Source organism: Aquimarina agarivorans (genome assembly GCF_000218485.1).
GTDB lineage: Bacteria > Bacteroidota > Bacteroidia > Flavobacteriales > Flavobacteriaceae > Aquimarina > Aquimarina agarivorans.
In genome coordinates this window covers 1-13,025 of the sequence record NZ_AFPB01000183.1, presented here as the reverse complement: position 1 = coordinate 13,025, position 13,025 = coordinate 1, and the positions used below count along the sequence as shown (strand labels likewise).

At 31.6% G+C, this 13,025-nt stretch carries 11 protein-coding genes, 1 tRNA gene and 1 pseudogene; 10 read left to right on the top strand and 3 right to left on the bottom strand.

The window, feature by feature from the left end; translation table 11 throughout:
* Positions 1–117: 117 nt before the first annotated feature.
* From GMC_RS0118315 to GMC_RS0118290, 7 genes and pseudogenes are all read left to right on the top strand, one after another.
* Positions 118–669 carry a helix-turn-helix domain-containing protein gene (locus GMC_RS0118315; RefSeq protein ID WP_010523512.1) on the top strand — a complete coding sequence of 184 codons (552 nt, stop codon included), beginning with the start codon at positions 118–120 and terminating at the stop codon, positions 667–669.
* Between the two features lie 14 nt (positions 670–683).
* Positions 684–1,130, top strand: coding sequence for a response regulator (locus tag GMC_RS0118310; RefSeq protein ID WP_010523511.1), 447 nt, complete (start codon positions 684–686; stop codon positions 1,128–1,130).
* Positions 1,131–1,407: 277 nt separating this feature from the next.
* Positions 1,408–2,418, top strand: a complete 1,011-nt coding sequence (locus GMC_RS0118305; RefSeq protein ID WP_010523510.1) for a helix-turn-helix domain-containing protein — start codon at positions 1,408–1,410, stop codon at positions 2,416–2,418.
* 726 nt (positions 2,419–3,144) lie between these two features.
* Positions 3,145–4,740: a cellulase family glycosylhydrolase gene (locus GMC_RS20315; RefSeq protein ID WP_010523509.1), complete on the top strand. Its 1,596-nt coding sequence runs from the start codon at positions 3,145–3,147 to the stop codon at positions 4,738–4,740.
* Positions 4,712–5,035 carry a T9SS type A sorting domain-containing protein gene (locus GMC_RS20310; RefSeq protein WP_010523508.1) on the top strand — a complete coding sequence of 108 codons (324 nt, stop codon included), beginning with the start codon at positions 4,712–4,714 and terminating at the stop codon, positions 5,033–5,035. Before GMC_RS20315 ends, GMC_RS20310 begins: the two co-directional genes overlap by 29 nt.
* A gap of 350 nt (positions 5,036–5,385) precedes the next feature.
* Positions 5,386–6,267 (top strand): annotated as a pseudogene (locus GMC_RS20300) (RtcB family protein); the annotation flags it as partial.
* A 799-nt stretch (positions 6,268–7,066) separates the two neighbouring features.
* Complete coding sequence (locus tag GMC_RS0118290; RefSeq protein ID WP_040472632.1) at positions 7,067–8,833, top strand: fasciclin domain-containing protein; 1,767 nt, start codon at positions 7,067–7,069, stop codon at positions 8,831–8,833.
* Positions 8,834–9,088: 255 nt separating this feature from the next.
* Here the strand turns inward: GMC_RS0118290 and GMC_RS0118285 are convergent.
* Positions 9,089–9,163: transfer RNA gene (locus tag GMC_RS0118285), tRNA-Pro, on the bottom strand.
* A 286-nt stretch (positions 9,164–9,449) separates the two neighbouring features.
* A complete protein-coding gene (locus GMC_RS0118280) occupies positions 9,450–10,322 on the bottom strand; it encodes a GIN domain-containing protein (RefSeq protein WP_040472631.1) in 873 nt (290 codons plus the stop codon).
* A 174-nt stretch (positions 10,323–10,496) separates the two neighbouring features.
* Between GMC_RS0118280 and GMC_RS0118275 the strand changes: the two genes are divergently transcribed.
* Both GMC_RS0118275 and GMC_RS0118270 read left to right on the top strand, forming a co-directional pair.
* Positions 10,497–10,952: a DUF4442 domain-containing protein gene (locus GMC_RS0118275; RefSeq protein WP_010523503.1), complete on the top strand. Its 456-nt coding sequence runs from the start codon at positions 10,497–10,499 to the stop codon at positions 10,950–10,952.
* Between the two features lie 118 nt (positions 10,953–11,070).
* Positions 11,071–11,268, top strand: a complete 198-nt coding sequence (locus GMC_RS0118270) for a hypothetical protein (RefSeq protein WP_010523502.1) — start codon at positions 11,071–11,073, stop codon at positions 11,266–11,268.
* A 67-nt stretch (positions 11,269–11,335) separates the two neighbouring features.
* On the opposite strand, the gene GMC_RS0118265 is transcribed toward GMC_RS0118270, so the two are convergent.
* Positions 11,336–11,719 carry a hypothetical protein gene (locus GMC_RS0118265; protein WP_010523501.1) on the bottom strand — a complete coding sequence of 128 codons (384 nt, stop codon included), beginning with the start codon at positions 11,717–11,719 and terminating at the stop codon, positions 11,336–11,338.
* Between the two features lie 224 nt (positions 11,720–11,943).
* Here GMC_RS0118265 and GMC_RS0118260 point away from each other — a divergent pair, with 224 nt between their 5' ends.
* Complete coding sequence (locus GMC_RS0118260; RefSeq protein WP_010523500.1) at positions 11,944–12,783, top strand: 1,4-dihydroxy-2-naphthoyl-CoA synthase; 840 nt, start codon at positions 11,944–11,946, stop codon at positions 12,781–12,783.
* Positions 12,784–13,025 lie beyond the last annotated feature (242 nt).

Sequence of the window (13,025 nt, the reverse complement as noted above, 5' to 3'; positions counted from 1 at the left end):
TAGAGTCCATAATATCACTATAACAGCAAAATTAAATTATAATATTGAATATATAAACTTTATATTTGTGTAATCATTTAAAAAAAAGATTAAACATTTTATCAAACTAATAGAACAATGAAATTACAACTAAAGTATGATATTAATGTTACATTTAAAAGTGTGTTGGAGGAACAGCTTAATAAACTAGCTATTCCATATAAAATAAATGGATTTGGTGAAGTTGAATTTTTGCAGCCCGTAAATATGAAAAAAATGGAAGAACTTACTATTTTGCTTTCAACGTACGGTATTAGTATCATAAATGATCACAAAACACAATTGGTTCAAAAAATAAAAGATACAATCAATGGAATGATTAACTCCAATGAAACAATAACTCAAAATTTTTCAGATTATTTAGCGGAAAGGCTTGGGTATTCATACGCATATTTATCAAATTTATTTTCTGAAAACACATATTCATCTATTGAAAATTTTACAATTATAACAAAAATTGACAAAGCAAAAGAATTATTAACTACCGAAAGTTTAACCTTAACAGAAGTTGCTTTTCAATTAGGTTACAGTAGTGTAGCGCATTTGTCGCGTCAATTCAAAAAAACAACTGGAATAACACCAACATTATTTCAAAAAATTATTGCCCAACGCAAGGCTTTAACTAATTAAATCATTATTACCTTATGATTAAGGATCCATTAAATATCGTACTAGTAGATGATGATGAAGATGATAGAACTTTTTTTAAAGAAGCTATTGATGAAATCAACATGAACACCAACTTGTCTATGTTTACCAACGGACAAGAGTTTATAGATTATATTACTATACCAGACCAAAATTTACCACAAGTAATATTTTTGGACTTGAATATGCCTATCAAAAATGGTTTGGAATGTCTTACCGAAATTAGAAAAAATGACCTTTTGGACAAGTTATCCGTGGCTATTTATTCTACCTCGTGCTCGGATAAGGATATTGAAAAAACTTTTGTACTTGGTGCTAACGTATATATAAATAAACCCAATAGTTTTAAAAAATTAAAATCAGCTATTAAGGAAGTACTCAAAATTAATTGGCAATACCATACCTCTAATTTGAAAAGAGAAAACTTTTTATTAAAAATATAGGATAATAACGTACCATACTCTTTATAGTAATCAGGGCTTAAATCTATTTTTTTGGATTTAAGCCCTGATTATTTTTTTTATGATACTATACGATACTGATTAATTGAATATAATTAGCTGTTTTATTTATTTTAACATTTTTTTTACAATAAAAGTCTCAAAATCCAGCATTTTCAAAAAATTGTGTAACAAAATCGAAAAATTGTGTAACAAAAAAGGTGCACTATAACACGAACTTTGTAACCACAAACGAAGTAACACTCAAAAAATTAATAGTATGGAAGCTGCATTAAAATTATCAAAGTCAAAGAATTTTTTTAAAACCATTGAAAAACAATTTGGAGGGGAGTTTCATCAAAAATTTGGTGAGTACGTAATGAATCTTAATAATTTAAAAGTAAAAGGTGCGGTAAAAGCAATTGAAATTAGAAAAAATGAATTCTTTTTTGAATTTAATATTATTTCAAAACAACAATTTTCAATAGGATTTCCTCCTAAAAATTACAACGCAGTCAATTTCTTATACTGTCAAAAAGGAAATTTAGGTCAATCTTTTGGCGATTCAAACATAATAAATCCTTTAAACGAATTTCAGACGGCAATTGTAGCGCATAAAACTGAAGATATAAAATTAAGCTTTAGAGCAAATACAGCCACTCGTTTCATTTTAATTTCAATTTGTAATATAATAGATACACCGCCTTCGCCAATGATAGCTAAGGTACATTCATTATTTTCAGAAAAAATGAAGAATAATAAGTTTGCTTATTTTGGTTCAATTAATTTGAAAATTTCTTCACAAATAAATGCTTTAAATGATATTACTGAAACGGGTATTGTTCGAAAACTTTTAATTGAAGGAACAGTACAACTAATTTTAGGTATGGAAATACAACATCACAAAAAAGATATTGAAAATAAAACGCTTCACGCAAGTTCTTTAACTAGAAGAGAGCTATCTACAATTCAAGAACTTGGAGAGCATATAAAAAATAATGTTGCTGAACCGTATAGCATTGATATGTTGATGGATCAGACAGGAATATCAGCAGCAAAATTACAGGAAGGCTTTAAGCTTTTATACAACAGAACGGTAACGGATTACATAAAAAATTTGCGTGTTGAAGAATCAGAACGATTAATTAAAAATACGGATCTTAACGTATCGCAAATAGTATATACTATAGGATTTAGTAGTAGAAGCTACTTTTCAAAGATTTTCAGAAAAAAATACGGGTGCAGCCCAAACGAATATTTAAACAAATGTAGAGTTACTGTTGCTATTTAAAACAAGATATTTATTAGTTAGTTTTAGTTTATGAAGTGGAAAACGTTTAAAAAGTAAAATTTTTAAACGTTTTTTGTGTTTTTAATATACTATAAAAGGAAAACACTAAAATAATACCGTTTCCGACATTAAATTATCTATTCAGAATAGTTCTTTTTGTTTGATACTTTAAAATACGACAATACTGTAGCTAAGATTATGCTTATATTTTTTTATTGTCCAATCAAAAAAAAGTAAATTTTATTTGATTAATTTTAAATCAAAACTGGTATAACGGTATTTTATAATTAATAAGTTAAAACAAATCAATCTATGACCAAAGCATGAAAAAAAGGAGAAGATTATTTTAAAATAACTTTTAAAACTAATTTGATACTTAAATTAAAATATTCTTGTTGTCGAATATTATGTATTTATAGCGATTTTTGTTTTTGTTGATGTTTATTAGTTAATTAATATTCAATTATATATCATGTTTTTGTAAGAGTTCTTGGGTTTTTTGGTATTTCAGTTGTAATATTTTTTTTCTAACAAGCATTTTAGGGGTTTCAATTTAGATTTAAAACATTTTTTGTGGGATTAAATGTTGTTTAGGGTTTTATTTTATATAAAAATAATTGCTAATGTAGGTAGTTGGGTTATTTTTCTTACAAATAAGCGTAAAATTTAAATTGTAAGTCAACGTTATGCATGCACAATTAAAAACTATACAACAATCTTTAATTTATGAAAAAAAGCATAATTACTCTTTTTTCTTCCTTATTAACAGCATCAATTGCCCTAGCTCAAGGTGTTGTTAGTACAAATGGTCGAATGCAAGTAGACGGAAATCAAATTGAAAATAAAAACGGAGTTCCTTTCAGTGTTGCTGGAAACAGCATGTTTTGGAGTGGATTTCAAACAGTTGGAGGTAAATTTTACACAAAAGAAGTTGTGGATCATTTAGCTCAAAATTGGAAGGCAGGCGTTGTAAGAGCAGCTATGGCTGTTGAGGAAGCTGATGGTGATGGTGGTGTACCACCTACAAGTGCTGGTTTTCCTGATTCGCGAGTAGTAAATCCAAGTGGAAGAGGGTATTTTAATAATCCTGAGGGAGAATTAGCAAAAGTTAAAACGATAATAGACGCAGCTATTGCAAATGATATTTATGTATTAGTTGATTTCCATTCTCATTTTGCACATTTTTATAAAGATGAAGCTATTGAGTTTTTTACAGAAATAGCAAGGACTTACGGAAATAATGATCATATTATTTACGAAATATTTAATGAGCCAATTGGTTTAGCAAAAAACAGAGCAAATAATATTGATGGTGCTGCATTTGGACAATTTACAGAAACATGGTCTCAAGTTATTAAACCTTATGCTATTGATGTGATTAAGGCAATTAGAGAAATTGATCCCGATAATATGATTATTGTGGGTACTCCAGGGTTTTCTCAAGGAGTAGGAGCAGCAGCAGATAATCCAATCACAAAAGCAGATTTAGGTTTTAGTGCTTCTCAAAATTTAAATGTGGCTTATACGTTACATTTTTATGCAGGTCAGCCAGAGCATATTGCTTTAAGAGGCGCAGCAAAAAGCGCTTTAGATAAAGGAATTGCATTATTTGTTACCGAGTGGGGAACAGTTGAAGCAAGTGGAGATGGCGCAGTGGCAGGTGATGAAACTCAGAAATGGATGCAGTTCATGAAAGAAAATAATATAAGTCATGCCAACTGGTCAATATCTGATAAATTTGAAGGTGCGTCAGTTATTCAAGGAAACAAAAGTATTGACGGTTTATTGAATGATGAACTAACAATTTCAGGAAATTTTGTAAAATGTATAGTTGAAAATTGGAATACAGATAGTTTTGGATCATGTGAGCCAGCTGAGGTTATTGAAGAAGGTCCTGTTGATAGTGCATTAGTGCCTAATGGAGCAGGAACAAAATTTGAAGTTGAAAAGCCAACACAGTTAGATGCTGCAACAAAATCAAGAATTGACTTTATATCCCCAGGATTGAGTGTAGATTCGTTTGATGGAGAAGGTATTTTAACAGGTTTTAAAGCTGGCGAATCAGTAGTAGTACATGCTAATGGATTTATAAAAACTACGGGGACTTACACTGTTCAAATAGTAGTTTCATCAGCATCAGCAGGGCATTTGTTTGTACTTCAACGTGATGCAGGTACTACTACATTGGCTACAAAAGTAATTCCTAACACTGGTGGTTTGGATAGTTATCAAATAGTTAGTATTCCTGGAATTGAATTTGGAGGTGATTTACAAGATGTAGCAATCGCTTTAGGTGGAACAAAGGAGACAGGAACCAGTTAATATCGAATCCTTTTATCTAACCTTAGATGACGACCCAGCACTTAGTACGCCTGAATTTGATGCGGATCTAGCAGGTCAAATTAAGTTTTATCCAAATCCAGTTGTAAATGATATACTTACTATAGACTCACCTAAGGATTTTGAATATTCAATAGTTAATTTGGAAGGTAAAGTACTAGTTGAAAAAATAGAGTATACAGGTAAAATTTCTATGGGTAAATTTAGCCCTGGTATTTACTTTGTACAGTTATATATTGGAGGCCAATCCCAGGTATATAAAGTGGTGAAACAATAAAATAAAGTCACCTTTTTTGTCCCAAAAGCCTCAATTTATTTGAGGCTTTTTTTAGTTGAGGGCATTAATTTTCGTCATTAAAAAGTTTATACTAAGTGATATTTAGGGCTTGCTGATTTTTGTTTAAGTCAAAAAATTGAAATTCGTTTGCTTAGCAAAAATCTTTTCAAAATATTCCCATGTGATTCTTATTTGAAGTTCCATTAGCTTGATTGGGTATTGGAGCGGTGCCCTATTTACCAATAAATGATAAAAAACAGCTAATTTCTTAGCTATTTTTAGTAGTGATACCAAATTCTTGACAAAAAAGATCGCACCAATCCAGCTTGCGGAGGTGTCGCTTTGGATTCCCACAAGAATTGTTAGAAGCTTTTGAAGGAAATCACTTTCTGAAAGATAAGCAAATGATTCAGGGAGCTAGAGCTCATTTGGGAACTCAAGGAGATGGAAATCATTTTTTGTTTGTCGGGAAATCTAAAAAAACAAGAAACACGATGATGGTAACTCATCATGGTTCACGAGGACCAGGAGCGAGATTGTATACTAAGGGAATGAAAATAGCGGAACGTTTCAGAAAAGATTTATCTCCAGAAACTTTAAAAGAGAATGCTTGGATTCCTTTTAATACTCAAGAAGGACAAACGTATTGGAATGCTTTACAGACTATAAGAGATTGGACAAAATCAAATCATGAGGTTATTCATGATTCAGTAGCCAAAACCTTAGATATTGAAGTAGAAAACAGACTTTGGAATGAGCATAATTTTGTGTTTAAAGATGGAGATTTATTTTACCACGCAAAAGGATCTAGACCATTGGATAAAAAGTTTATGCCAGATATTACAGGGCCAAGATTAATTCCATTAAATATGTCAGAACCTGTACTGATTGTAGAAGGGGAAACTACGGTCAATAACTTAGGTTTTGCACCTCACGGAGCGGGTAGAAATATCAGTAGAACCCAACATAGAAAAAGCAAAACAGGAACTATTGGAGAAATTTTTAAAGAAGAACCCCAAGGTTTAGATATTCGATTCTCTTCTAATGAAATTGATATTACAGAATTACCAAGTGCGTATAAAAATGCAGAAAACGTAAGAAACCAGATGGAAGAATTTGGCTTAGGTAAAGTAATCGATGAGGTAGTGCCTTATGGATGTATTATGGCAGGTGATTGGCAAAAGAATGCACCTTGGAGGAAGAAAAAAAGAAGAAAGGGGAAAGAGGCTTAGGCTTCTTTCCTTTTTAATTATAGATAATACGTTCCACTATATAACTCTTAAAAAGGTAGTACTATAAATTACTAAAATCATATTGTCTAATTGTTTTCTGTAATATTTTCCAGTGGTTTCGTATTTGCTTTTTTATTTCAGGAGCTTCCATTTCTTCAGCACATTTGTATATATATTAAATAATTACCTCGAAATTTTCGATTAGTTTGAATTGTGGTCTGTTTCCCTTTTTTATAGATTATCCTAGAAGTAGGAATTTCTCTTTTTCTAACCCCTTTATAACTAAAATTTCTATAAATTTTCCTTTTGTAAATGGGTGATTTATCTGTTAAATAATATTCATTATGACTTTCAGTTCGCTTATATTTTGTTTTTACTGAATATTTAATTCTTCTGTAGAAAGAAGAAAGGTTCTTTGATTTTTTAAAGCTGTTTTAGTCAATGAATTAATTTTTTTTAAATTTAAACGTAAGGATTACCTAATAAATTTCAAAAATGACTATACAACGCATATTATTATATGCTAAGTTATTTTTGATAAATTGACATATAGAAATGATTTTAATTTAATAACTGTTACTTTTAGGCTTATTTTTTTATCAAAATCGCTAATTATTATAGAATTAACGGTTTTGTTTTTTGTCTGATTGTAAGATATTTCTTGTTATTTAATTTGTAAATATTCGTTTTTCTGAAATCGAATTTCGTCTAAATCTATAGTTTGTTTAATTTTTATTAAGTTTTATTAAACAGAAACAACATGATGTTAAATTTGGTGTATAATTTAACAAAACACAAAATGAAAACACTTATTTCAAATCACTTACAAAAATTTTTATTTTTGAGTCTTATACTTATTGGGGCTGTTTCCTGTGAAAAAGAGGCAAATCCATCCGACCTTCAAAATCAAGAACAGGAACAAGTATCAGAAACGCTGCCTGAATCAGAACTTATATCAATCGATGAATTTGAGAAAATTTCCGAAAACTTTTTGGAAGGGGAAAGTTTACCCTCATCCGATACAGGTGCAAAAGAATTAAATGTAACGGAAGAAAGCTTTAGTTTAGATTTTAATGCAAGCATCACTAGAGGGGCTTCTAGAGGAACTGAAATTGCTGGAGATATTGATGTAATGATTACAGGAAAATTCAGGAATTTTAATATTTTCAGAGGAAAATTAACTTTACCTAATGGAATTAAAACAGGAGTTAGAGGAGCGTTTACTGTAGATGGCTTCGTGTATATAATAACTCGAATCCAAGGTTTAGGACTAGTTATTGCCGTAGGTGAGCCAGATGAAAGCGGCAGTATTGCAGGTCAATTTTTGTTAAGATCATTCCTTGGATTTAGTAGAGGTACGTGGTCCGCAACACCAAACGATCAACCTTTACCAGATCTTACTATAGTAGATTTAGCAGTAGCAACACCATCATTATCTACTTTGGTTGCAGCAGTAACTCAAGCAAATTTGGTAGAAACTTTAAGTGGACCTGGATCGTTTACCGTATTTGCACCTACAAACGATGCTTTTGTAGAATTAGCTGCACTACCTGAAGGCGATGCATTGGTTGAAGTGCTTACCTATCATGTGGCATCAGGAAGTTTGACCGCTGCAGATCTAATTGGGGCAGGAGCTGTAACTACACTGCAAGGAGAAACTATTACAATTGAACAAACAGAAGATGGAGTTTTCCTTAATGGCAATGTGCAACTAATTATGGCTGATATTGTAGCTTCCAATGGAATTGTACATGTTATTGATAAGGTATTAATTCAGGAAACACCATTACCTTCAATTGTAGAAATTGCAACAAGTTCTGATGATTTTTCAACATTAGTTGGGGTATTACAAGCAGCCGATTTGGTAACTACTTTACAAGGAGAAGGACCCTTTACAGTGTTTGCACCTACTAATGATGCTTTTGCAGCGTTGAGTGTTTTGCCTGAAGGTGAAGCCTTAACGGAAGTTTTACTTTATCATGTAGCAGCAGGTAAATTTACAGCTAGTGATTTATTGGAGGGGACTACCGTAACTACCATTCAGGGAGATGAGGTTACCGTGGAAATGATAGACGGAAAAGTAATGTTAAATGGCGTTATTGAAGTAATTTCGGCTGATATTGAAGCTTCTAACGGTATTGTTCATGTAATTTCAGGAGTTTTAATTCCACCTGTTGATTTGCTTTCCATTGTTGATCTGGCTTTAGCAAATCCGGATTTCTCAACTTTAGTTAGTGCAGTACAAGCAACAGATTTGGTAAGTACTTTGGAGGGAGATGTTCCTTTCACTGTTTTTGCACCAACTAATGATGCCTTTGCAGCTTTGGATGCATTACCAGAGGGTGATACTTTAAAAGAAGTTTTGTTATATCACGTAGCCACTGGTAAATTTACAGCTAGTGATTTACTAGAAGCTACTACTGTAAATACAGTTCAAGGGGAGGAAATTACTATTGAAATGGTTGATGGTAAAGTGTTATTGAACGGCACAGTAGAGGTTTCATTGGCTAATATTGAAGCTTCCAATGGTATAGTACACGTAATTAAAGGAGTACTCATTCCTTAATAATTATGAGAATTTAAATTTAATTTCAATCTGAATTTAGACTATTTTATTTTTAAATTCTATTGTAAAATAATTAATTGATTTTCGGAGTAATATTTAATAGCTGTTTTAGCCATACTAATTCTATAGCAAAAAGTGTATTTTTAATAAGCTTGTTGTTCTTAGAATAGCTTGTAGTGCAAAGCTTCAACTATCATTTTCGATGTCTTTAAATAATAAACCCGCCGTTAATTACTCATAACGGCGGATTTTTTGTCGGGGTGGCAGGATTCGAACCTGCGACCTCCTCGTCCCAAACGAGGCGCGATGACCGGGCTACGCTACACCCCGAGTAACAGCTTCCTGTTTCGGACTGCAAATATAATTACTTTTTTAGGTTTGAAGACGTTTTATTAAAATTTATTTTCATAAAAATGAGTAAGTAGAATGATATTAATAATCTCAATAGTTTGAAATAAAAAACATATTGATTTTTAAAACATGATCGTCTCAAATAGTTTGTGGCAAACTTTAAAAGCAGTTGAATATCAATGATGACACTACCTTTATAATAAATTGATGATTTTAACTTGGTTCATTCCGTATTAAAAACCTTCAAATTAGGGAACTCAATACATCATTCAAAAAGCCGTTTAAAGGAGCTTGGCGCTTTATTCGTTTTTTTAAGCGTTGCTTCATCCTCAAATTTTAGTAAGTCAATAAGAGGATTTGATAGTAAGGAAACTTCACTTTCTCCTGAAATTTTTAGTTCTACTTTGTCAGTAGCATTTACGTAAGCATAGCTTTTCCCTTCAATAGTGAGTGCGGTATTTTTTGAAATCAAATTGGTTCCGTAAAAATTACATGAGTCCAATAAAAATAAAGTGTTTTTAGTAGTGGTACCCTGAATTTCAAGCTTGCTCTGTTGGTTTTGAGCAATATTCAAATTTTCGGACACAATGTTTGCTTCAATTTTTGAAGAATCATTACTATGAATACCAATGGAAGCAGCAGAGATTTCACAGGTAATTCGTACGTTGTCTTTGGCTAAAATATCAGCTCTATCAGTTTTAGTAGTTAAATTTATAACTGCGTTTTCATACGCTTCAATAGCTAATCGTTCTACTTGTATATTGCCTTCTGAGCGAACTGAAGCACGTCCTCGGGCAATGATTTTTGATAAGTCAGAAACATATCCGACTTCAACAGTTAGTTTTTTAAATTTTTTGAAAATATGGGTAGCTTTAATGCTCAATTTTTCAGCTTCAACTTTTACATCAATATAGTCTAACAGATTACTGTCTGCTTCAATGTAAACGCTAGGTGTCGGTTTTTGAACTAAAATAATTTCAAATTTATCCTCAACTTCTAATATTCTAAAATCTGAAATTTCAATACTCTTAGTGTCAATAATTTTGTTCCCTTTAATTTTTGTAGTTCCTTGTCCAATACACATGTGATACAGACTGGTAGCGAGAATTAAAAAAGTAGAAAGAATTATTTTTTTCAAGGCTTTATATTTTGTTTAAGCAAACATACAAAAACTAACTCAATTCTATTTTTGCGAATAAATATTGTTAGGTTCAATAGGAAATGTAATATAAATTTTGGTTGAATTACAACTTATTACGTTTAATTGTAATGTTTTTTATTTATATCTTACCAAGGTATTAATACAAACTTCATGGAAATTACTAAGAAAAATTTAAATCGTTTTTTATTTTTTAAATTACCTTCCGCATGGTGGTGTGGGGTTAGAGTACGGGAAATCACCGCTTCGTTTTGTGAAGTTACTGTAACACATAAATGGATAAATCAAAATCCATTTAAGTCAATGTACTTTGCTGTACAAGCTATGGCTGCTGAATTGAGTACCGGAGCTTTGGTAATGAAGGGTTTAAAGGAAAGTGGAGCTAAAATTTCAATGTTAGTAGCACAAAATAAAGCGAGTTTTAGTAAAAAAGCTACAGGCAAAATTACTTTTTCTTGTAAAGAAGATAAAAAAATTTCGGAGGCAATTAAAGCAACTATAGCTACTGGTGAAGGTGAAACTTTTTGGCTTGAATCTCAAGGAGTTAATTCTGAAGGGGTGGTGGTTTCCGATTTTAAGTTTGAGTGGACAATTCGGCTAAAAAAGTAAGATATTACTTACTTTTTGCAACAACTAATTGGAAAATGAAGTATTTTTAAATATAATTGTCTAGTTATATAGCTCAAATGCGTCTAAGTATTTGATGCTGTAATTAAAAAATATATGTATGGCAAGAGCTATGTTTGACTACACTATGACTGTGTTGGAAAAAGTCAGCTTTGACGTTAATTTGTTTTCAAAAGAAGTAGAAAAAGCATTTAAACGTTTATTACCTCATGAAATTGAGGAGCTAAAAATTTTTATTAATCGTTTGGTTGAAAATAAGCCGCAATTGGCTTCATATTCTTTAGAAATATCACTTTAAAATTAAACCGATACCTTTTAAGTATCGGTTTTTATTTTAAATAGATAAATCATAATAGTTGATTTATCTAATTGTTGCTTGAATATTCATTTAAAGCGTCTCTGTAGTATTTAAGATCTAAAATATTCATTTTGTTATTTAAGTCTTTAAAAAGCGACACCAAATAAGCCAAACTTTCTTTAGGGTCATGATCAGTATCTACGGCCATCACCTCTTCACCTTCCTCAGCTTCAATAGGTTCATCATCGGGAATAGTTATAGCAAATGTTTGGTAAGCCTCAATATGTTCGTATGTAAGTCTAATTACCTTTACAAGCAACGGATTTTGCTCTTCAAGTGCATAAGGACGTAATTCCTTTAAATCATCAGTAACAGTATTGATAATAATACCTGCGTGATCTAGTTCCAATAAAATCTTAGTTATAAGTTTTTGGGCTTTTTTACTTTCCAAAATTTGTAGCGTTAATTAAGTTAGTACTTTAAAGTAGTTATATAAGCTGAAATAGCTAATACAACAAAGGTAATATATTCCAAAATTTTTACTAGTTTGTTTTATTGAAAATTTCAGAATATTGGTTTTTAATATTTTCAAGTTGCTTTAACCTTTCCAATAAAATTGGGCAGCGGCATTATTTAAGTTATTTTTGATTATAGCAATAATTAAAAATAATGTAAATGAGTTCAATTGACTGGAAGACTGTAAAAGAGTTTGATGATATCACATATAAAAAATGTAACGGGGTGGCTCGTATTGCATTTAACAGACCCGAAGTTAGAAATGCTTTTAGGCCCAAAACAACTAGCGAGTTGCTAGTAGCTTTTCATGATGCGCATGAAGACACAAGTATAGGCGTAGTTTTGCTTAGCGCAGAAGGACCTTCACCCAAAGATGGTATTTATAGTTTTTGTAGTGGAGGAGATCAAAAGGCAAGGGGGCACCAGGGTTACGTTGGTGATGATGGATATCACAGACTAAATATACTTGACGTACAACGTTTAATTCGTTTTATGCCAAAAGCAGTAATCTGTGTAGTGCCTGGTTGGGCCGTTGGAGGAGGACACAGTTTACATGTAGTTTGTGACATGACTTTGGCTAGTAAAGAACATGCAATTTTTAAGCAAACCGATGCTGACGTGACTAGTTTTGATGGAGGTTACGGATCGGCTTATTTAGCTAAAATGGTGGGTCAAAAAAAGGCTCGTGAAATTTTCTTTTTAGGTAGAAATTACTCTGCTCAAGAGGCCTATGACATGGGCATGGTCAATGCAGTGATACCTCATGCAGAATTAGAAGATACAGCTTATGAATGGGCACAGGAAATATTAGCCAAGTCGCCAACATCCATTAAAATGCTAAAATTTGCAATGAATTTGACTGATGATGGTATGGTAGGGCAACAAGTGTTTGCAGGCGAAGCAACGCGTTTAGCTTATATGACAGATGAAGCGAAAGAAGGAAGAGATGCCTTTTTAGAAAAACGCAAACCAAATTTTGATAAAAAGTGGTTGCCGTAAATTATACTAGTTTATATTGAATTTCCCATTAAGTTGGGTGCTTACTTTTGAGAAATGCTCATAAATAAAATATTACCGCAGCTAAGGCTAAGCTTATGTTTTATTTAACGACCGAACAAAATAATTTAATTTTTATTGAAGCAATTTAAAACCATAACAGAGCCATTACTAGGTGAATTTTTTTGTAAATCATTTAGTTAGGTAAGCTAAAGATTACTCTGTAAGTTTGATAAATAAAAAAG